Annotated in this window: 20 protein-coding genes; 17 read left to right on the top strand and 3 right to left on the bottom strand. The window is 60.5% G+C overall.

Annotation, left to right across the window (positions count from 1 at the left end; translation table 11 throughout):
* Positions 1–62 precede the first annotated feature (62 nt).
* Both prlC and K1567_RS15830 read left to right on the top strand, forming a co-directional pair.
* Positions 63–2,114 carry an oligopeptidase A gene (prlC, locus tag K1567_RS15835; RefSeq protein WP_310794501.1) on the top strand — a complete coding sequence of 684 codons (2,052 nt, stop codon included), beginning with the start codon at positions 63–65 and terminating at the stop codon, positions 2,112–2,114.
* The gene (locus K1567_RS15830; protein WP_034101676.1) at positions 2,111–2,383 is read left to right on the top strand and encodes a YheV family putative zinc ribbon protein; all 273 of its coding nucleotides are present in this window, start codon (positions 2,111–2,113) and stop codon (positions 2,381–2,383) included. Before prlC ends, K1567_RS15830 begins: the two co-directional genes overlap by 4 nt.
* Before the next feature lie 60 nt (positions 2,384–2,443).
* Here K1567_RS15830 and K1567_RS15825 read toward each other — a convergent pair whose 3' ends face one another.
* Positions 2,444–3,142: a dual specificity protein phosphatase family protein gene (locus tag K1567_RS15825; protein WP_220698632.1), complete on the bottom strand. Its 699-nt coding sequence runs from the start codon at positions 3,140–3,142 to the stop codon at positions 2,444–2,446.
* 279 nt (positions 3,143–3,421) lie between these two features.
* Between K1567_RS15825 and K1567_RS15820 the strand changes: the two genes are divergently transcribed.
* The 6 genes from K1567_RS15820 to K1567_RS15795 all read left to right on the top strand — a co-directional run bounded on the left by K1567_RS15820 (position 3,422) and on the right by K1567_RS15795 (position 11,004).
* Entirely contained in the window at positions 3,422–4,174 is a 753-nt protein-coding gene (locus tag K1567_RS15820; RefSeq protein WP_220698631.1) for a gluconate 2-dehydrogenase subunit 3 family protein, read from the top strand.
* A 2-nt stretch (positions 4,175–4,176) separates the two neighbouring features.
* Positions 4,177–5,961: a GMC family oxidoreductase gene (locus tag K1567_RS15815; RefSeq protein ID WP_034101680.1), complete on the top strand. Its 1,785-nt coding sequence runs from the start codon at positions 4,177–4,179 to the stop codon at positions 5,959–5,961.
* A 12-nt stretch (positions 5,962–5,973) separates the two neighbouring features.
* Positions 5,974–7,272, top strand: a complete 1,299-nt coding sequence (locus K1567_RS15810; RefSeq protein ID WP_034101681.1) for a cytochrome c — start codon at positions 5,974–5,976, stop codon at positions 7,270–7,272.
* 81 nt (positions 7,273–7,353) lie between these two features.
* Entirely contained in the window at positions 7,354–8,412 is a 1,059-nt protein-coding gene (locus K1567_RS15805) for a PA0069 family radical SAM protein (RefSeq protein ID WP_034101683.1), read from the top strand.
* A gap of 227 nt (positions 8,413–8,639) precedes the next feature.
* On the top strand, positions 8,640–9,371 hold the full coding sequence (locus K1567_RS15800; RefSeq protein ID WP_034101684.1) for a carbonic anhydrase: 732 nt from the start codon (positions 8,640–8,642) through the stop codon (positions 9,369–9,371).
* Between the two features lie 85 nt (positions 9,372–9,456).
* The gene (locus K1567_RS15795; protein WP_220698630.1) at positions 9,457–11,004 is read left to right on the top strand and encodes a SulP family inorganic anion transporter; all 1,548 of its coding nucleotides are present in this window, start codon (positions 9,457–9,459) and stop codon (positions 11,002–11,004) included.
* Between the two features lie 56 nt (positions 11,005–11,060).
* Here the strand turns inward: K1567_RS15795 and K1567_RS15790 are convergent, their stop codons facing one another.
* Complete coding sequence (locus tag K1567_RS15790) at positions 11,061–11,708, bottom strand: hypothetical protein (protein WP_034101686.1); 648 nt, start codon at positions 11,706–11,708, stop codon at positions 11,061–11,063.
* A 368-nt stretch (positions 11,709–12,076) separates the two neighbouring features.
* On the opposite strand from K1567_RS15790, the gene coxB reads away from it, so the two are divergent.
* The 4 genes from coxB (at position 12,077) to K1567_RS15770 (ending at position 16,417) form a co-directional block, all read left to right on the top strand.
* Positions 12,077–13,204: a cytochrome c oxidase subunit II gene (coxB, locus tag K1567_RS15785; protein WP_220698629.1), complete on the top strand. Its 1,128-nt coding sequence runs from the start codon at positions 12,077–12,079 to the stop codon at positions 13,202–13,204.
* Between the two features lie 58 nt (positions 13,205–13,262).
* On the top strand, positions 13,263–14,852 hold the full coding sequence (ctaD, locus tag K1567_RS15780) for a cytochrome c oxidase subunit I (RefSeq protein ID WP_034101690.1): 1,590 nt from the start codon (positions 13,263–13,265) through the stop codon (positions 14,850–14,852).
* Positions 14,853–14,942: 90 nt separating this feature from the next.
* A complete protein-coding gene (locus K1567_RS15775; RefSeq protein ID WP_220698628.1) occupies positions 14,943–15,494 on the top strand; it encodes a cytochrome c oxidase assembly protein in 552 nt (183 codons plus the stop codon).
* A gap of 35 nt (positions 15,495–15,529) precedes the next feature.
* Positions 15,530–16,417 (top strand): cytochrome c oxidase subunit 3, encoded by an 888-nt coding sequence (locus K1567_RS15770; RefSeq protein WP_034101692.1) that lies wholly within the window; start codon positions 15,530–15,532, stop codon positions 16,415–16,417.
* A 6-nt stretch (positions 16,418–16,423) separates the two neighbouring features.
* On the opposite strand, the gene K1567_RS15765 is transcribed toward K1567_RS15770, so the two are convergent.
* Positions 16,424–16,627, bottom strand: a complete 204-nt coding sequence (locus tag K1567_RS15765; protein WP_034101693.1) for a twin transmembrane helix small protein — start codon at positions 16,625–16,627, stop codon at positions 16,424–16,426.
* A gap of 33 nt (positions 16,628–16,660) precedes the next feature.
* Between K1567_RS15765 and K1567_RS15760 the strand changes: the two genes are divergently transcribed.
* The 5 genes from K1567_RS15760 to K1567_RS15740 are packed head-to-tail and all read left to right on the top strand — an operon-like array spanning position 16,661 to position 20,587.
* A complete protein-coding gene (locus K1567_RS15760; protein WP_040266511.1) occupies positions 16,661–17,428 on the top strand; it encodes an SURF1 family protein in 768 nt (255 codons plus the stop codon).
* The gene (locus K1567_RS15755; RefSeq protein WP_034101695.1) at positions 17,394–17,978 is read left to right on the top strand and encodes a hypothetical protein; all 585 of its coding nucleotides are present in this window, start codon (positions 17,394–17,396) and stop codon (positions 17,976–17,978) included. The genes K1567_RS15760 and K1567_RS15755 overlap by 35 nt, the downstream gene beginning before the upstream one ends.
* A 10-nt stretch (positions 17,979–17,988) precedes the next feature.
* Entirely contained in the window at positions 17,989–19,068 is a 1,080-nt protein-coding gene (locus K1567_RS15750) for a heme A synthase (protein ID WP_099312987.1), read from the top strand.
* Positions 19,056–19,955, top strand: a complete 900-nt coding sequence (gene cyoE, locus K1567_RS15745) for a heme o synthase (RefSeq protein ID WP_213548410.1) — start codon at positions 19,056–19,058, stop codon at positions 19,953–19,955. Before K1567_RS15750 ends, cyoE begins: the two co-directional genes overlap by 13 nt.
* Positions 19,952–20,587 carry an SCO family protein gene (locus tag K1567_RS15740; protein WP_034101699.1) on the top strand — a complete coding sequence of 212 codons (636 nt, stop codon included), beginning with the start codon at positions 19,952–19,954 and terminating at the stop codon, positions 20,585–20,587. Before cyoE ends, K1567_RS15740 begins: the two co-directional genes overlap by 4 nt.
* Positions 20,588–21,138: the final 551 nt, after the last annotated feature.

Genomic DNA, 21,138 nt, shown 5'->3' with positions numbered 1-21,138 from the left:
TGATTGTAATTAAGATGGCCCCATCTTTGTTCTTACATGTTTCTCCAGCCAAGGTACCCACCGTGAGCGCGAACAACCCTCTTCTGCAGCCCTACGACCTGCCGCCGTTCTCGGCGATCCGTGCCGAGCACGTTCAGCCGGCCATTGAACAGATCCTCGCCGACAGCCGCGTTGCCATCGAAGGCATCCTGCAAAACCAGGGGAAAAATCCGACATGGGCCGGCTTGGTCCTGGCCATGGATGAACTCAATGATCGCCTGGGCGCGGCCTGGAGCCCGGTGAGCCACCTCAACGCCGTGTGTAACAGCGCTGAATTGCGTGAAGCCTACGAGGCGTGCCTGCCGGCACTGAGTGCTTATTCCACCGAAATGGGCCAGAACCGCGAGTTGTTCCAGGCCTTCGAAGCCTTGGCCAATAGCCCGGAAGCCGCTGGCTTCGATGTGGCGCAAAAAACCATTCTCGAACACTCCCTGCGCGACTTCCGCCTGTCGGGTATCGATTTACCGCCCGAGCAGCAAAAACGTTATGCCGAAGTGCAAAGCAAACTCTCCGAGCTGGGCAGCAAGTTTTCCAACCAACTGCTCGACGCCACCCAGGCCTGGACCAAGCACGTCACCGATGAAGCTATCCTCGCCGGCCTGACTGACTCGGCCAAGGCGCAGATGGCCGCCGCCGCACAGGCCGTGGGCCTCGAAGGTTGGCTGATCACCCTGGAATTCCCTAGCTACTACGCGGTGATGACCTACGCCCAGGACCGCGCCCTGCGTGAGGAAATCCACGCAGCCTACTGCACCCGTGCGTCGGACCAAGGCCCGAATGCCGGTCAGAACGATAACGGCCCGGTGATGGAACAGATTCTCGACCTGCGTCAGGAACTGGCCAGCCTGCTGGGCTACGCCTCGTTCTCCGAACTGAGCCTGGCCACCAAAATGGCCGAGTCCAGCGACCAAGTGCTGAGCTTCCTACGTGACCTGGCCAAGCGCAGTAAGCCGTTTGCCGCTCAGGACCTGGAGCAGCTCAGGGCCTACGCCGCCGAACAGGGCTGTGCCGATTTGCAGAGCTGGGACAGCGGTTACTACGGCGAAAAACTGCGCGAGCAGCGCTACAGCGTGTCCCAGGAAGCCCTGCGCGCCTACTTCCCGATCGACAAAGTGCTGAGCGGCCTGTTCGCCATCGTGCAGCGCTTGTATGGCATTGAGATCGCCGAGCAAAAGGGTTTCGACACCTGGCACCCGGACGTTCGCCTGTTCGAAATCAAGGAAAACGGCCAGCACGTCGGACGCTTCTTTTTCGACCTGTACGCCCGCGCCAACAAGCGCGGCGGCGCCTGGATGGACGGCGCGCGCGACCGTCGTCGCACCATCGATGGCGTGCTGCAAAGCCCGGTGGCCAACCTGGTGTGCAACTTCGCCCCAGCCGACAGCGGCAAGCCTGCTCTGCTGACCCACGATGAAGTCACCACGTTGTTCCACGAATTCGGTCACGGCCTGCACCACCTGCTGACCCGTGTCGACCACGCTGGTGTCTCTGGGATCAACGGTGTGGCGTGGGATGCGGTGGAGTTGCCGAGCCAGTTCATGGAGAACTGGTGCTGGGAGCCCGAGGGTCTGGCGCTGATCTCCGGCCACTATGAAACCGGCGAGCCGCTGCCCCAGGACCTGCTGGAAAAAATGCTTGCGGCGAAGAACTTCCAATCCGGCCTGATGATGGTGCGCCAGCTGGAGTTCTCGCTGTTCGACTTCGAACTGCATGCCACTCATGGCGATGGTCGCAGCGTGGCGCAGGTGCTTGAAGGCGTACGCGACGAGGTTTCGGTCATGCGCCCGCCGGCCTACAACCGGTTCCCCAACAGCTTTGCGCACATCTTCGCCGGTGGTTACGCGGCGGGGTACTACAGCTACAAATGGGCCGAAGTGCTATCGGCGGATGCCTTCTCCAAGTTCGAAGAAGAGGGCGTGCTCAATGCTGAAACCGGCCGTGCGTTCCGTGATGCGATCCTGGCGCGTGGCGGTTCCCAGGCGCCGATGGTGCTGTTCGTCGATTTCCGCGGCCGCGAGCCTTCCATTGACGCTCTCTTGCGTCACAGCGGCTTGAGCGAGGACGCAGCAGCATGAGCCAAGGACCTGTAATCACCAAAAAGCAATTTATCGCCGGGGCTGTGTGCCCGGCGTGCAGCGAGCCGGACAAGCTGAAAATGTGGACGGAGGACAACGTGCCCCATCGCGAATGCGTGGCCTGCGGCTATACCGACACACTCAATGACCAAGGCTTGTCGGTGCCCAAGGAACTGGGTACGCGGGTCAACACCTCGGCGCTGAAAGTGCCGGATCCGAAGGTGCAGGCGGTGCAGTTCTTTCCGAACCCAAAGCTGAAAAAAGACTGAAGAAACCTCACGCAATCCTGTAGGAGCTGGGGGCTCGCAAAGAGCCTCAAGACAATGCGGTCATTCACGTGGCTGCATTGCTTTGATCACGTCCGCCCCTACTGCATCTGCTCCCTCCTTGTTTGAGGTGGAGATCCAATCCTTCATCGAACACAGTGCAAACGCGCTGGTGCTGCAATCTCCGTTTGCCAAGGCTGTGCGCAATTTGCCGACATCGGCCCGCATCATGTAGCGAACGCCGTCCTTGAAACCATTGCTGGTGCCAAATCCACCCAAGGTCATTTCGTTCAGTGCGTCTTCTTTGCTCCACCCTTGAATCACTACCCGGTACATCGCTGCCATCAAGCCCGTACGGTCCGAACCATGCTTGCAGTGCATCAGCACTGGGCCGTTGCTCTCTGCTTGCTGAATGGCGCGTAGCGCCGCCAGTACGTCCGAATCATCAACGTGATTGGTGCGATAAGTTAGTTGCACTTGTTTGATATCGGCTGTTTTAAGCCAAGTGGCATCGGATTCCGGTAGGAAATTGATCACCGTGCCGATCTTCAGCTTTTCCAACAAGGGCAGCGCACGGCTATCCGGTAAGCCACTGCGGTACAGCGTGGGGGTCATCTGGTGCACGTTGTAGTGGGCATCAATCGGTTGCGCCCATTCGGGTGAGCGCACGGAAGTGATGATCTCATCGGCCTGCACGGGGGTAGTGGCGAACAGGCTGACGAGCGTGAGGCAGAGAGCCGCTAATAAGGCGTGTTTCAACATGGTCGACGTAACCGAAAGGAGCTAATGGCTTTCAGATTGCGTGACGTCGGGTCAAGGCCGTGTGAGTCGGTCGTCAAAGAAGCGTGATTTGGCGGGCTTAGTGGCCGGTGATTTTCAGCTGAATCGATTTTCCTCGATGCTTAGCCTGCTATCATTCGTAACTATTCATGTCAGCTGTGTTCTATCTCTCTGAAACAGTTGGATCCAATTGCCCTGTAGACGCTCAAGCCGCTCGCCAGAAGCGGCTGTTCAATCCGTGACCACATGATGAGGTGCTCCATGTCTGATCAAGATCAAGACAACCCCCGGCGTGAGTTTTTACGCAAATCCTTGACCTTGATCCCGGTGGTCACGGTCGCTAGTACCGGCCTGGGTGGTTCGATGCTGATGGCCACGCCTGAGCCGGCACAGGCCAGCGCGGCCAAGCCAGCGGTTAGCGAAAAAGCCTACGAACCCAGCTACTTCACGGCTGAGGAATGGGCGTTTATCCAGGCTGCCGTCGCGCGCTTGATTCCTGCCGATGCCCAAGGCCCCGGTGCCCTTGAAGCGGGTGCGCCGGAGTACATCGACCGTCAGATGAACACGCCCTATGCCAGTGGGGCGTTGTGGTACATGCAGGGGCCATTCAACGCCGACGCCGCCCCAGAGATGGGCTGGCAGAGCAAGTTGGTGCCCAAAGAGATCTATCGCCTGGGCATTGCCGCGACCGATGCCTGGTCGAAGGCATTCAATGGCAAAGCCTTTGCCGCTCAAGACAGCGCTACCCAGGACGATATGCTGCGTCGCCTTGAAGCTGGCGGCGGCGAGGTGTCGGCCCATTTCGAGGCGGTGCCGGCGAAGATGTTCTTCAACCTGTTACTGCAGAACACCAAAGAAGGATTTTTCTGCGACCCGATTCACGGGGGCAATAAAGGCATGGTCGGCTGGACCCTGATCGGTTTCCCCGGCGCGCGCGCCGACTTTATGGATTGGGTGGAACGCAACGAGCAATACCCCTTCCCGGCAGTTTCCATCCGCGGCGAGAGGGCATAAGCGTGGCGACCATCATGAAGAAAGTCGATGCAGTGATCGTAGGCTTTGGTTGGACCGGCGCGATCATGGCCAAGGAACTGACGGAAGCGGGCCTGAACGTGGTTGCGCTGGAGCGCGGCCCGATGCAGGACACCTACCCCGACGGCAACTATCCCCAGGTCATCGACGAACTGACCTACAGCGTGCGTAAAAAGCTCTTCCAGGATATTTCCAAAGAGACCGTAACCATTCGCCATAGTGTGAATGACGTAGCCTTGCCCAATCGGCAGCTCGGTGCATTCTTGCCCGGTAATGGCGTGGGCGGTGCGGGCTTGCACTGGTCGGGCGTGCATTTTCGCGTCGACCCAATCGAGCTGCGCATGCGCAGCCACTACGAAGAGCGCTACGGCAAGCACTTCATACCCAAGGACATGACCATCCAGGACTTCGGCGTCAGCTATGAAGAGCTGGAGCCGTTCTTCGACTATGCGGAAAAAGTCTTCGGCACCTCAGGCCAGGCCTGGACCGTCAAAGGTCAATTGGTGGGCGAAGGGCGCGGCGGCAACCCTTATGCGCCGGACCGCTCAAACCCGTTCCCCCTGCAAGCGCAGAAAAATACCGTCTCTGCACAGCTGTTTCAGAAAGCCGCCACAGAGGTAGGTTACAAGCCCTACAACCTGCCGTCGGCCAACACCTCGGGGCCTTATACCAACCCCTACGGTGCGCAAATGGGGCCGTGCAACTTCTGCGGTTTCTGCAGTGGCTACGTGTGCTACATGTACTCCAAGGCGTCGCCGAACGTGAACATCCTGCCGGCCCTGCGGCAGGTGCCGAATTTCGAACTGCGGCCCAATTCTCACGTACTCAAGGTCAACCTCGACAGCACTAAGCGCAAGGCCACCGGCGTGACCTACATCGACGGCCAGGGCCGCGAGTGCGAGCAACCGGCGGACCTGGTGATCCTCGGTGCGTTCCAGTTCCATAACGTGCGTTTGATGCTGTTATCGGGTATCGGCAAGCCCTACGACCCGATCAGCGGCGAAGGCGTGGTCGGCAAGAACTTCGCTTACCAGAACATGGCCACCATCAAAGCGTTCTTTGACAAGGACACCCACACCAACAATTTCATCGGTGCCGGCGGCAACGGCGTGGCCATTGATGACTTCAACGCCGACAACTTCGACCACGGCCCCCACGGCTTTGTGGGCGGTTCGCCGATGTGGGTCAACCAGGCCGGCAGCCGGCCGATCGCAGGTACGTCCAACCCGCCGGGCACCCCCGCCTGGGGCAGTGCGTGGAAGCGCGCCACCGCCGATTACTACACCCATCAGGTGTCAATGGACGCCCACGGCGCTCATCAATCCTACCGGGGCAACTACCTGGATCTGGACCCGGTATACCGCGATGCCTACGGCCTGCCACTGCTGCGGATGACATTCGACTGGCAGGAAAACGACATCAAAATGAACCGCTTCATGGTCGAGAAAATGGGCAAGGTGGCGCAGGCCATGAACCCCAAGGCGATCGCTCTGCTGGGCAAGAAGGTCGGTGAGCACTTCAATACCGCGTCCTACCAGACCACCCACCTCAACGGTGGCGCGATCATGGGCACCGACCCGAAAACCAGCGCGGTCAACCGCTACCTGCAGTCCTGGGATGTGCACAACGTATTTGTCCCGGGCGCATCCGCTTTCCCACAAGGCTTGGGTTACAACCCTACCGGCCTGGTGGCGGCGCTGACCTACTGGTCGGCCCGAGCGATCCGCGAGCAGTACCTGAAAAACCCCGGCCCGCTGGTTCAGGCATAAGGAGCGATGACCATGAAAGCATTTGTTATCGCGACCTTGGCGCTGCTCAGCAGTTGCTCGATCAGCGCCGCTGAAACCGACCTGATCAAGCAAGGCGAGTACCTGGCCCGCGCCGGTGACTGCGTGGCCTGCCACACCGCCAAGGGCGGCAAACCCTTTGCCGGTGGCCTGCCGATGGAAACCCCCATTGGTGTGATCTATTCCACCAATATCACCCCGGACAAGACCGGCCTGGGTGATTACAGCTTCGAGGACTTCGACAAGGCCGTACGCCATGGCGTCGCCAAAAGCGGTAGTACGCTTTACCCAGCCATGCCCTACCCGTCTTACGCTCGTGTCAGCGAAAGCGATATGCAGGCGTTGTACGCGTATTTCATGAAAGGCGTCGAACCGGTCGCCCAAGCGAACAAGGACAGCGATATTCCCTGGCCCTTGAGCATGCGCTGGCCGTTGACGGCGTGGCGCTGGATGTTTGCGCCGGCCGTTGAGGATTATCAGGCCGTAGCGGGCTCCGATCCGGTGATCAGTCGCGGCGCCTATCTGGTGGAGGGCCTTGGCCACTGTGGCGCATGCCATACGCCGCGCGCCCTGACCATGCAGGAAAAAGCCCTGAGTGCTCAGGACGGCAGCGCGTTTCTGTCCGGCAGTGCGCCGTTGGAAGGTTGGATCGCCAAAAGCCTGCGCGGCGACCACAAGGACGGGCTCGGCAGCTGGAGCGAAGAGCAACTGGTGCAATTCCTCAAGACCGGTCGCAGTGACCGCAGCGCGGTGTTTGGCGGCATGAGCGATGTGGTCGTGCACAGCATGCAATACCTGTCGCAAGACGACCTGACCGCTATCGCCCGGTACCTCAAGAGTCTACCGGCGGTGGATCCCAAGGATCAGCCGCACCAGTACGACAAGCAGGTGGCGCAAGCCCTGTGGAAAGGCGACGACAGCCAGCGGGGTGCGTCGGTGTATATCGACAACTGCGCGGCCTGCCACCGTACCGACGGGCATGGTTATACGCGGGTGTTCCCGGCGCTGGCGGGCAACCCGGTGTTGCAGACGGCGGATGCGACGTCGCTGATCAACATCGTGTTGAACGGCGGCACATTACCGGCCACCCACGCGGCACCGTCCACCTTCACCATGCCGGCGTTCGCCTGGCGTCTGTCGGACCAGGAAGTGGCGGATGTGGTGAGCTTTATCCGGGGCAGTTGGGGCAACCAAGGGGGGCCAGTCAAGGCCAGCGACGTGGCTGACCTGCGCAAAGACGACATGCGCACCACCTCCGGCGATGACCTGGGGCAAGTGACGAAAAAGCACTGATCTTGCATTGACCGCCAAACGGCACTGGTCAGACACCTTGCGCCTCGATACTGTATATAAAAACAGTATCGAGGCGTTCTTATGTCGACTGCGCTGCCACCCCGGGGCCGGGGCACGGCCACCAACCTGCACAACCGCTTTGCGCCCACGGTCAGCGTGGTCGAGGATGACGGTTGGCATCAGGAAGTACCGCCGACCCAGGGCACCGAAGTGCGTATCGAGACGGCCAAGACCATCATCACGCGCAACAACTCACCAGACTTGCCGTTCGACCGCTCGATCAACCCTTATCGTGGCTGCGAGCACGGCTGTATCTACTGCTACGCGCGGCCCAGCCATGCCTATTGGGACATGTCCCCGGGGCTGGATTTCGAAACCCGCCTGATCGCCAAGCACAATGCCGCCCAGGTGCTGGAGCAGCAGCTGTCGAAACCGGGCTATGTGTGTGCGCCGATCAACCTCGGTTCCAACACCGATCCCTACCAACCCATCGAGCGCGAGCACCGCATCACCCGACAGATCCTGGAAGTGCTGCTGCGATACCGGCACCCGGTGACCATCATCACCAAGGGCTCGCTGATCCTGCGCGATCTGGACTTGCTCACCGAGTTGGCGCGCCAGCGTCTGGTGGCGGTGATGATCAGCCTCACCAGCCTGGACGATGAGCTCAAGCGCATCCTGGAGCCACGCACGGCGGCGCCCAAGGCGCGTCTGCGAGCGATTCGGGTGATGCGTGAGGCGGGGGTCCCGGTGGGCGTGCTGTGTTCGCCGATGATCCCGATGATCAACGACAGCGAGCTGGAAAGCCTGCTGAGCGAAGCCCATGCCGCCGGTGCCCAGAGCGCGGCCTACATGATGCTGCGCTTGCCGTTGGAGGTGGCGCCGCTGTTCGAAGAATGGCTGGCGGCGCATTATCCGCAGCGCGCGGCCCATGTGATGAGCCTGGTGCGCCAGGTGCGCGGCGGAGAGGTGTATGACAGCCGTTTCGGCGTGCGCATGCGTGGTGAAGGGCCGTTTGCCGATCTACTGGCCCAGCGCTTCAGCAAAGCGATCAAGCGTTTGGGGCTGGATCGTCGGGAAGGCTTCAATCTGGATTGCGAGGCGTTCTGTCCACCTGGCCGACAAATGGCATTGTTGTAGACTGGCTAGGAAGAATGCACCATTCCTGTAGGAATAGTCGCGTTTTGACATCACTGAAACCCGCGATCTAGAGCGGTTCATTCAGTTTGAGTTAAGTTTCGATGGTTACCTTGTTCAGCGAGTGACTGATGAGTCGGCCCTGGAGTCCGTGGCGGTTTACAACTATTCCACTAGCCAGGCGTCGAACTGACCTGAAAACTCCCCTGCATTAATTAAGAGGATGAATCATGAGTGACAAGGATAAACAGCCGTTGGCTGCGTCGGCATCAGCCCCTCAGGTGGCAGAATCCGCCGATGCAGCGTTGCAACATATCGTTGACGGTTTTTTGCATTTCCATCACGACGTCTTCCCTCAGCAGGAAGAACTCTTCAAGAAACTCGCCACGGCCCAGAGCCCAAGAGCGATGTTCATCACCTGCGCAGACTCGCGCATCGTCCCTGAATTGATCACCCAAAGCTCACCCGGCGACCTGTTCGTTACCCGTAACGTCGGTAATGTGGTGCCCCCTTACGGGCAGATGAACGGCGGTGTTTCCACTGCGATCGAGTACGCGGTGCTTGCCTTGGGTGTACAGCACATCATCGTCTGCGGGCATTCCGATTGCGGCGCCATGCGCGCGGTGCTCAACCCCGACAGCTTGGAGAAAATGCCCACGGTCAGGGCCTGGCTGCGGCACGCCGAGGTCGCCAAGGCCATGGTTCATGACAACTGCGACTGCGCCAATGAAGGCGAGAGCATGAAGGTGCTGACCGAAGAAAACGTCATCGCCCAGTTGCAGCATTTGCGCACCCACCCTTCGGTGGCTTCGCGCATGGCCAACGGTCAATTGTTTATCCACGGCTGGATTTACAACATCGAGACCAGTGAAATTCGCGCGTACGACGCGGAGCAATCAGCGTTCCGACCGTTGAGCGGTTCCGGACCTATCCCTTGCGCGACGCCTAAAGCGCGCTTCTAAAACACTTCCCTGCCGGGTAAAGCGGTGGCTGCCATGGACGCAGCCAGGCTTTACCGCGCCCGGCGAATGCCTCGGGAGAGCCATCATGCGTGCTGCTCAATTGAAAGCTGTACTGCCACGGGAGCTGCTCGCTTCGGTGGTTGTGTTTCTGGTCGCCCTGCCCCTGTGCATGGGCATCGCCATTGCGTCCGGCATGCCGCCGGCCAAGGGCCTGATCACCGGCATCATCGGTGGCCTGGTGGTGGGCTGGCTGGCGGGGTCGCCGTTGCAAGTCAGCGGTCCGGCGGCGGGTTTGGCAGTGCTGGTGTTCGAGTTGGTGCGCCAGCACGGCATGCTGATGCTCGGGCCTATCCTGCTGCTGGCGGGTTTCCTGCAACTGGTGGCCGGACGATTGCGCCTGGGCTGCTGGTTTCGTGTGACCGCACCGGCGGTGGTCTACGGCATGCTGGCGGGGATTGGCGTGCTGATTGTGCTGTCGCAGGTCCATGTGATGCTCGACGCCGCGCCCAAGCCTTCAGGGCTGGATAACCTGGCGGGCTTCCCGGCCGCGCTGGCCGAGGCGATCCCCACCCTTGGCGGTGGCCTCGGCTGGCAAGCGGGACTGCTTGGTTTGTCCACCATGCTGGTGATGTACCTGTGGGACAAACTGCGCCCGCAGTCACTACGATTCGTGCCGGGAGCCTTGCTCGGTGTTGGCCTGGCGACGGTCACCAGCCTGGTGCTGGCGCTGCAGGTCAAGCGGGTGGAGGTGCCGGAGAACCTCGCCGATGCCATCGACTGGCTGCGCCCCAGCGACCTGCTCAACCTGGCTGACCCCCAACTGCTGATCGCCGCGTTCGCCGTTGCTTTCATTGCCAGCGCCGAAACCCTGCTCTCCGCGGCGGCTGTGGATCGCATGCACAGTGGTCAAGGTTCCGATTTTGATAAGGAATTATCTGCCCAAGGTGTAGGCAACATGCTGTGTGGTCTGGTGGGCGCCCTGCCGATGACCGGTGTGATTGTGCGCAGTTCGGCCAACGTCCAAGCAGGCGCTACCACGCGGCTGTCAGCGATGTTCCACGGCGTGTGGCTGTTGGGTTTTGTGCTGCTGCTGTCGAGTGTGCTGCAAAGCATTCCGGTCGCAAGCCTGGCGGGTGTGCTGGTGTACACCGGGATCAAGCTGGTGGACGTCAAGGCGTTCAAGGCGCTGGGACGCTACGGACGGATGCCGATGTTCACCTATGCCGCCACAGCGCTGGCAATCATCTTCACTGACTTGCTGACGGGTGTGCTGGTGGGCTTCGGGCTGACCCTGGTCAAGCTGGCGTTCAAAGCGTCGCGCTTGAAAGTCAGCCTGATCGATCTGCCTCAGGACGGCGAGATGGAACTGCGGTTGATTGGCGCGGCGACATTTCTCAAAGTCCCGGCGCTGACTCAGGTGCTGTCGACCGTGCCTACCGGCACCACGGTGCATGTGCCGCTTAACAACCTGAGCTACATCGACCATTCCTGCCTGGAGTTGCTGGAAGAATGGGGCCGGGCAAATGCGGCCAAAGGGTCGAAGTTGGTGATTGAGGCGCGGGGGTTGAAGCGCAGGCTCGAAGGCCGAATCAGGACGACGACGGGGATCGGCTCGGCACCCTCTATCGGCTGACGGAGCCGGATCAAATGCGGGAGAGGGTTACCACCCTCCCGCATTAGATTGAAAATTCAAGCCGGCTGATCCAGCTCCAGCTCAACACCCAACTGGCGCGACAGGCACGGCCAGCGCTTCCACGCGGCTTCCGTTTCCGGGCTTTTGAGCTGCTCGCGATAGGTCTCCACAGACTCCAGCGCAAAGCTGTCCTCGTTGAGCATTTCATCCACGGCGTGGTGTACGGCTTCATCCAGCTGGTTGGCGAATGCCTCGCCGATCAACTGATGGGCGATCACGTTGGCGACGGTGATATCCACCGGAATCAATGGCTGGCCAAAGTGCTTGATATACAAGTCGTTGACCTCTTCCACCAGACGATGGGCCAGGTACGCTTCATCCAGCAGACCGTCGAGCCCTTCGTGGCCTTGCAGCAAAGCGGGCGGTTGCAGGAAAAAATGCTCGGCGATCTTCAGGACGGGTTTGATCTGACTTTCGATACCGGCCTCGCGCGCCACCTCGTTGGCCGCATCCAGCAGGTCCGGCACGAGGTCGATGTAGGCAGTGACAAAGCGGGTCATGATGGCGACGTGATCACCGTCAGCCAGGGAAATGGCCGAATGCAGGTGCGGCAATTGTTTTTCCAGCTGGCAACCCAGCTGGCCCGTTTCGGTCTCGTGTTGATGGGCACGGGAAATCTGCTCGCGCAATGCGGCGGTGTTCATGAACGCTCCAGTAGTGCAGGCATAAGAAGAAAGAGCATAAGGTAGCTCGTTTATACGAGAGCCTCAGATGCATTTGTCATAATTATTTCACGGTTATACGCAGGCGTTATATTGGATAGCCATCGTTCGTCGGAAAATCGATTCCGCCCCCCGCTTCCATTGGGTTTCCACCCAGCCTTTTCGGCTCATTTGCCCCTACACATTGCGGGGTTGCAGACCCTGTCTATACTCGGATTTGTACGCGATTAGCTGATGACGCCAGACTGCATAAGCAGGCAAGGCTAAGCGGTTGTAAGCAGTATGGAAGCCGCTCCCTTCGACGCAGGTGCAAACCGGCGGGATAACAAGAACGATAAGGGGAACCCGCAATGATGCGACATCCATACGTTTGGATGGGCCTCCTGTTGTGGTCGGTATTCGGCCAGGCGCACGCCGCTTGGACCACGAATATGGCGCCAGGGGCGACAGAAGTCAGTCACGCTGTGTTCGACCTGCATATGACCATTTTCTGGATCTGTGTGGTGATCGGCATCGTCGTGTTCGGCGCCATGTTCTGGTCGATGATGGTCCACCGCCGCTCCACCGGGCAGGTCGCCGCCAAGTTCCACGAGAGCACCACCGTGGAAATCCTCTGGACCGTGGTCCCTCTGCTGATCCTGATCGCGATGGCCATCCCGGCCACCAAGACCCTGATCAATATCTACGACAGCAGTGAATCGGATATCGATATCCAGGTCACCGGCTATCAGTGGAAGTGGCACTACAAATACCTGGGCCAGGATGTGGAGTTCTTCAGCAACCTGGCCACACCCGCCGAACAGATCCGTAACCAGGCTACCAAGGGCGAGCATTATCTGCTGGAAGTCGACCAGCCGCTGGTGCTGCCGGTGGGCGCCAAGGTGCGCTTTCTGGTGACGGCCGCCGACGTGATCCATTCCTGGTGGGTGCCGGCCTTCGCCGTCAAGCGCGATGCCATTCCGGGGTTCGTCAACGAAGCCTGGACCCGCGTCGAGAAGCCCGGCCTCTACCGTGGCCAATGCGCCGAGCTGTGCGGCAAGGACCACGGTTTCATGCCCATCGTGGTGGAGGTCAAGTCCAAGGCCGACTACGACACCTGGCTGGGCGAGCGCAAGGCCGAAGCCGCCAAGCTTAAGGAGCTGACATCCAAAGAGTGGACCCTCGACGAGCTGGTGGCTCGTGGCGACAAGGTCTATCACACCACCTGTGTGGCCTGCCACCAGGCCGAGGGCCAGGGCCTGCCGCCGATGTTCCCGGCGCTCAAGGGCTCGAAGATCGCTACGGGGCCTGCGGCCGATCACCTGAGCATCGTGTATCACGGTAAGCCGGGAACCGCGATGGCCGCGTTCGGCAAGCAGCTCTCGGAAGTGGATATCGCCGCCGTAGTGACTTACGAGCGCAACGCCTGGGGCAACAACAAAGGCGACATGGTCACGCCTAAAGACGTGTTGGCCATCAAGCAGGCGGAAAGCAAATGACTCCTTTCATTGCAAATGCCCTGAACCGCCCCGCCCCTTCGTTTGCAGGAGAACGGCCATGAGCGCTGTGATCGATGACCATGGCCACGCCAGTGACCATGCCCACGGCCCCGCCAAAGGTTTGATGCGCTGGGTGCTGACCACCAACCATAAAGACATCGGCACGATGTACCTGTGGTTTGCCTTCACCATGTTCTTGTTGGGCGGCTCCTTCGCCATGGTGATTCGCGCCGAGTTGTTCCAACCGGGTTTGCAAATTGTGGAACCCGCATTCTTCAACCAGATGACCACCATGCACGGCCTGATCATGGTGTTCGGCGCGGTGATGCCGGCATTTGTCGGCCTGGCCAACTGGATGATCCCGCTAATGATCGGTGCCCCCGACATGGCCCTGCCGCGCATGAACAACTTCAGTTTCTGGCTGTTGCCGGCGGCATTCCTGTTGTTGGTATCGACCTTGTTCACGCCAGGCGGTGGGCCGAATTTCGGCTGGACCTTCTACGCGCCGCTCTCCACGACCTATGCGCCGGAAAGCGTGACGTTCTTCATCTTCGCGATTCACCTGATGGGCATCAGTTCGATCATGGGTGCGATCAACGTAGTCGCCACCATCCTCAACCTGCGTGCGCCCGGCATGACATTGATGAAGATGCCGCTGTTCGTGTGGACCTGGTTGATCACCGCGTTCCTGCTGATTGCGGTGATGCCGGTGCTGGCCGGCTGCGTGACCATGATGCTGATGGATATCCACTTCGGTACCAGCTTCTTCAGTGCCGCCGGTGGCGGTGATCCGGTGCTGTTCCAGCATGTGTTCTGGTTCTTCGGCCACCCTGAGGTGTACATCATGATCCTGCCGGCCTTCGGCGCCGTCAGCTCGATCATCCCGACCTTCTCGCGCAAGCCATTGTTCGGTTACACCTCGATGGTCTACGCCACGGCGAGCATCGCGTTTCTGTCGTTTATCGTGTGGGCGCACCACATGTTCGTGGTGGGCATTCCGCTGGTGGGCGAGTTGTTCTTTATGTACGCCACGTTGCTGATCGCCGTGCCCACGGGGGTGAAGGTGTTCAACTGGGTCAGCACCATGTGGCAAGGCTCGCTGACCTTCGAGACGCCGATGCTGTTTGCCGTGGCCTTCGTGATTCTGTTCACCATCGGCGGCTTCTCCGGCCTGATGCTGGCGATTGCGCCGGCGGACTTCCAGTACCACGACACCTACTTCGTGGTGGCGCACTTCCATTACGTACTGGTGCCCGGCGCGATCTTCGGCATCTTCGCCTCGGCGTACTACTGGCTGCCGAAATGGACCGGCCATATGTACGACGAAACCCTGGGCAAGCTGCACTTCTGGCTGTCTTTCGTGGGCATGAACATGGCGTTCTTCCCGATGCACTTCGTGGGCCTGGCGGGCATGCCGCGGCGGGTGCCGGACTACAACCTGCAGTTCGCCGACTTCAACATGGTCTCGTCGATCGGCGCGTTTATGTTCGGCGCCACGCAAATCTTCTTCCTGTTTATCGTGATCAAGTGCATCCGTGGCGGCCCACCGGCACCGGCCAAACCGTGGGATGGCGCCGAAGGGTTGGAATGGAGCATTCCATCGCCGGCGCCGTACCACACCTTCACCACGCCGCCGGAGGTCAAATGAAGACGCTAATCCCCTGTGGGAGGGGGCTTGCTCCCGATGACGGTATGTCAGCCGACATCACCCTGGTTTGCGACGCAGCAGGTGGGCGTCATGGCTGACTCCGTGCCCGTCAGGCGCCTGGTCACGCGGCTGTTGATCCTGGTGGTGGCGATGTTCGCCTTCGGGTTCGCCCTGGTGCCCATCTACGACGTGATGTGCAAGGCATTTGGCATCAACGGCAAGACCGCTGGGCAGTACGAGGGCTCGCAGGTAGTGGACCCGTCGCGCCAGGTGCGCGTGCAGTTTCTGGCCACCAATGCCATCGACATGGTCTGGGAGTTTCGCTCCAAGGCCGATGAACTGGTGGTCCACCCTGGGGCGGTCAACGAGATGCTGTTCGTGGCCTACAACCCCAGCAATAAGCCAATGACCGCCCAGGCGATTCCGAGCATTTCCCCGGCCGAAGCGGCGGTGTATTTCCACAAAACCGAGTGTTTTTGCTTCACCCAGCAAGTGCTGCAGCCTGGCGAGCGCATCGAAATGCCCGTGCGTTTCATTGTCGATCGCGACATGCCCAAGGATGTAAAGCATTTGACCCTGGCGTACACGCTGTTCGATATCACTGCGCGCCAACCGCCCGTGGCTGCCCATAGCGGCGGCTAGCTACTGTTTGCCCGCTCAATCAGGAGAGCGAATACATGTCGACTCATGATACGTACTACGTACCAGCGCAAAGCAAATGGCCAATAATTGCCACGTTCGGCCTGTTGATCACCGTGTACGGCCTGGGCCTGTGGTTTAACGATCTCAAGGCCGCGCGCCCGGAATCCCACGGGCCGTGGATCTTTTTCGTCGGTGGCCTGCTGTTGGCCTACATGCTGTTCGGCTGGTTCGGCGCGGTGATCAAGGAAAGTCGCGCCGGTTTGTACAGTTCGCAGATGGACCGCTCGTTCCGCTGGGGCATGAGTTGGTTCATCTTTTCCGAAGTGATGTTCTTTATCGCGTTCTTCGGTGCGCTGTTCTATGTGCGGCATGTGTCCGGTCCGGCGTTGGCGGGCGAAGGCCCTAAGGGCATTGCGCACATGCTGTGGCCGAACTTCGAGTTTGCCTGGCCGTTGCTCAACAACCCGGACCCGAAACTCTATCCAGCGCCGGAGGGCACTATCAGCCCGTGGGGCTTGCCGTTGGTCAATACGATCCTGCTGGTCAGTTCCAGCGTGACCATCACCATTGCCCACCATGCCCTGCGTAAAGGCCATCGCGGTGCTCTGAAACTCTGGCTGGCGATCACCGTGCTGCTGGGCTTGGCGTTCCTGGGGTTCCAGGCCGAGGAATACATCCACGCCTATAAAGAGCTGGGTCTGACCTTGGGCTCGGGCGTGTACGGCGCGACCTTCTTTATGCTCACCGGTTTTCACGGCGCCCACGTGACCATCGGCACGATCATTCTGTTTGTGATGCTGATGCGCATCCTGCGCGGGCATTTCAATGCCGAGCACCAGTTCGGCTTCGAAGCGGCCAGTTGGTATTGGCACTTTGTGGATGTGGTATGGATCGGCCTGTTTTTCTTCGTTTACGTGCTGTAGGGCGTTTCACCACGGCGCGTGCGACACCAACTGGCCGCTGAAAAAGCCCCAGGTAATCAAGCCGAGGGTGATCACGGCCAGCACCACGCGCACGGTCAGGGCAGTGACGAGGCGGTTGGAGTGGCCCTCGTCCTTGACCAGAAAGAACAAGCCACTGAACAGGCTCACGACGGTCGCGATCAGCATCAGGGCAATAGCTGCTTTGAGCATGGTGCGGCTCCTGGGCTTTCGAGGGGAGGGGCGATGAAATCCAGTATAGCCAGTGCCTGGCAGCGCTTTCGTCCCGGTATTGCGCCGACGGTGGTAGTGCTTGTGCTGCTGCCGCTGATGGTGGGGCTGGGATGCTGGCAGCTGTCTCGCGGCCAGGAAAAGCAGGTGCTGGTGGACAGCTATGCCGAGCGCCGTGCGGCCGAACCGATCCATGGTGACCAGCTCGCGGCGCTCGCAGACCCTGCGTTTCGTCGGGTTCACCTGCGCGGGCAGTTCGATGCCGAGCACAGCGTACTGCTCGACAACCGCATGCGCGATGGCAAGGCTGGTGTCGAGCTGCTGCAACCCTTCCATGACCAGGCCAGCGGTCTGTGGCTGTTGCTCAATCGCGGCTGGCTGCCCTGGCCGGACCGGCGCACCCCGCCGGCCTTCACCACCCCTGAACAACCGGTGAATCTCGACGCCTGGGTGTACGTGGCGCCGGGCGAAACCTTCCAATTGCAGGCCGACCCGGTGGCGTCCAATTGGCCGCGCTTGCTCACCGCGCTGCACCCCTCCGCGTTGTGGGCCGAGCTGGGTCGCAGCGGGTATGCCTACGAGTTGCGCGCCGAACCCGGCCCGGGCACGTACGAAACCCGCTGGCCGGTCGTGGCCATGGGCCCGGAAAAACATCTGGCGTATGCCGTGCAGTGGTTCGCCATGGTCTTGGCGTTGCTGGCGCTTTATCTCTATCTCGGATGGCACCACACAAAAAAGGAGAAGCCCCATGAGAGCGGCCATGAATCCACCCAACATGTCTGAGCTGCCCGACCGTCGCAAAGGCCGCTGGCAGTTGATCCTGATTCTGCTGATGGTCATCGGCCCGATGGTGTTGGCCACACTCATGTACAAGCTGCAGTTCTGGGTGCCCGATAGTCGCAGCTATCACGGCGAGCTGATTGGTGATGGTCAGACCCGCGCCGACATCGGCGTGCAGGCCGACGAGCAGCGCTGGCAACTGCTGGTTACGGCACCCACGGCCTGCGCCGCCGACTGCCAGCAACTGGTGTACCTGGCGCGGCAACTGCAGATTGGCCTGGGCCGCGATGCTTCGCGCGCCAGTCATGCCCTGGCCAGCGCGCAACCTTTGAGCACTGACTATGACGCCAAGCTCAAGGCCGAATACCCCCAGTTGCAACGCTACGCGCTGGACCTGTCGACCTTCGGCAAAAACGCCGCCGCGCCGGGTGACGCGCAGCTTTGGATCGTCGATCCCCACGGCAACCTGGTGCTGCGCTATGACGCCACGGTCAAGGGCAAGGATCTGCTCAACGACCTGCGTCATCTGTTGAAACTGTCCAACATCGGATAAGGGCATCGTCATGGCCAAACCTGGATTTCGCCTCGCGTTGTTTGCCACCCTGCTGGCGCTGATCGTCGTGCTGCTGGGTGCCTATACCCGCCTGACCCACGCCGGTCTCGGCTGCCCGGATTGGCCCGGTTGCTACGGTTTTATTGGGGTGCCCAACAGTGAAGCCCAACTGGCCCATGCCGAATTGCATTTTCCCAACACGCCGGTGGAGGCCGACAAAGGCTGGAGCGAGATGATCCATCGCTACTTCGCCGGCACCTTGGGGCTGCTGATCGGCGTGTTGGCGGCGCGGTGCTGGAGCCATCGGCGCGATCCCGGTCAGCCGGTGAAGTTGCCGCTGTTTCTGCTCGCCGTGGTATTCGCCCAGGCGGCGTTTGGTATGTGGACGGTGACATTGAAGCTGTGGCCGCAAGTGGTCACAGGGCACTTGCTGGGCGGCTTTGCCACCCTGAGCCTGCTGTTTTTGCTGACCCTGCGTTTGTCGGGAGTGTTACCGGCGTTGATCGTGCCGAAGCGCCTGCAATATTGGGCCACGGCCGGGCTGGTGTTGGTGATCGGCCAGATCGCGCTGGGCGGCTGGGTAAGTTCCAACTATGCGGCCGTGGCCTGTATCGACCTGCCCACCTGCCACGGTCAATGGTGGCCGGCGGCGGACTTTGCCAACGGTTTTCACCTGACCCAACATATCGGCCCGAACTACCTGGGCGGGCAGCTCGACAGCGAGGCGCGTACGGCGATTCACCTGACCCACCGCTTGGGCGCGGTCATCGTCACCTTGGCCCTGCTCGGTTTGGCCTGGCAACTGCGCGCGGTGGGCATGACGCGACTGGCGGGCCTGTTGCTGATTGCCTTGGCCGCGCAAATCGGCCTGGGCTTGAGCAATGTGTATTTCCATCTGCCGCTGCCGGTGGCCGTGGCCCATAACGCCGGTGGCGCCGGGTTGTTGCTGACGCTGGTGCTGGTCAATTACCACGCGCGTACCAGCCTGGTACGGGTGCGCAGTCAGCGGCCGTTCGGCTGGCGCTTTATCCCGCGCAAACAGATATCGGGCCTGACCACCCTTAAAGGAGAAATGCCATGGCGACCTTGACCGGCGCGCGGCACGACCAGGCGCTCTGGCGCGACTATCTGGAGCTGACCAAGCCGAAAGTGGTGGTGCTGATGTTGATCACTTCCCTGGTCGGTATGTTTCTCGCGACCCGCGCTGGCGTGCCGTGGACGGTGCTGATTTTCGGCAATCTGGGGATCGCTCTGTGTGCAGGCGGCGCGGCGGCGATCAACCACGTGGTGGACCGGCGGATCGACGCCGTGATGGCTCGCACCCATAAGCGCCCGTTGGCCCAGGGGCGCGTGCAGCCTGTGGGCGCGCTGGCCTTTGCGTTGGTGTTGTCAGTGGCTGGGCTGACGCTGCTGCTGGCGTTCACCAATCCGCTGGCGGCATGGCTGACCTTGGCATCGTTGTTGGGGTATGCGGTGATCTATACCGGGTTTCTCAAGCGCGCTACGCCGCAGAATATCGTTATCGGCGGTTTGGCCGGAGCGGCGCCACCGCTACTGGGCTGGGTTGCCGTCACTGGGCATGTCAGCGCCGAACCGCTGCTGCTGGTGCTGATTATCTTCGCCTGGACCCCGCCACACTTCTGGGCTTTGGCCATTCACCGCAAAGAGGAGTACGCCAAGGCCGATATTCCGATGCTGCCGGTAACCCACGGCGAGCATTACACCAAGGTGCATATCCTGCTCTACACCTTCGCCCTACTGGCAGTGAGCCTGATGCCCTACGTGATCCACATGAGCGGCCCGCTCTACCTGGGTTGCGCGCTGGTCTTGGGTGGGCGCTTTCTGCAATGGGCCTGGGTGTTGTACCGTGGCGGTCGGCCGCACGCGGCGATCAACACCTTCAAGTACTCTATCTGGTACCTGTTCCTACTGTTTATCGCGCTGCTCGTAGACCACTACTTACTGTTGAACCTATGACTCGAACTCAAAAAACCGTCTTTATCCTGGTGGCCATCGTCGCGTTGATCATGGGCCTGACCGTTAACAAAGTGCTCAACGGCAAAGGCCAGGGCGACCCCACCGCGCTGATCGACGCCGGCATCATCCTGCTGCCGCAAAGCCGCGCGCTGCCGCCGGTGACCATGACCAATCAGGACGGCCAGCCGGTGGTGATCAATGAATTGAAGGGTAAGTGGAGCCTGCTGTTCTTCGGCTACACCTTCTGCCCGGACATTTGCCCTACCACCCTTGCTCAACTGCGCCAGATCAAGAGCGAACTGCCCAAGGACGTTGTGGATAAGCTTCAGGTGATCCTGGTGAGTGTCGACCCCAACCGCGACACTCCGACCCAGCTCAAGCAGTACCTGGGCTATTTCGATCCGCAATTCCAGGGTTTGACCGGCGCAAATGTGGCTGAGGTGCAGAAGGTCTCGAACGCCGTGAGTATCCCGTTCATCCCGGCCGATACCAGCAAGCCGAACTACACCGTCGATCACAGCGGTAACCTCGCGCTGATCGGCCCGGACGGAACGCAACGTGGTTTTATCCGCGCGCCGTTGAACAACCAGAAGCTGGTGGCGCAATTACCAGGGTTGTTACAGCGTCAGTAGTAGCCGACACAAAAAATGTGGGGGGGGCTTGCTTGGCCGATAGCAGAGTGTCAGTCGATGTAGATGTCGACTGAAGCATTGCCATCGGGGGCAAGCCCCCTCCCACATTTGCTTTGTGTTGCCTGAGGGGTCGGGGCCAGCGTCTGCTGTTGATTGGGATCGAGTTCACGCCGTAAAGCTGAATTGAGATGCAAGCCCATCGGGTGGCCGATGTCAGAGGCACTGAACCACGGTTGGTCGTCGATTAGCACATTCGAGTCTTGCACAAACCTAATGTGGGAGGGGGCTTTGTGTTGCCTGAGGGATCGGGGGCAGCGTTTGCTGTTCATCGGAATCGAGTTCACGCCGTAAAGCTGAATTGAGATGCAAGCCCATCAGGTTGCCGATGTCAGAGGCACTGAACCACGGTTGGTCGTCGATTAGCACATTCGAGTCTTGCACAAACCTAATGTGGGAGGGGGCTTGCCCCCGATAGCAGGTGTCAGTCGATGTAGATGCCGACTGAAGCACTGCTATCGGGAGCAAGCCCCCTCCCAAATTGTCGATCGCCA

Source organism: Pseudomonas sp. S5F11 (assembly GCF_019641515.1).
In the GTDB taxonomy this organism is placed as follows: Bacteria; Pseudomonadota; Gammaproteobacteria; order Pseudomonadales; family Pseudomonadaceae; genus Aquipseudomonas; species Aquipseudomonas rhodesiae.
This window is presented reverse-complemented; position numbering and strand designations above follow the sequence as displayed.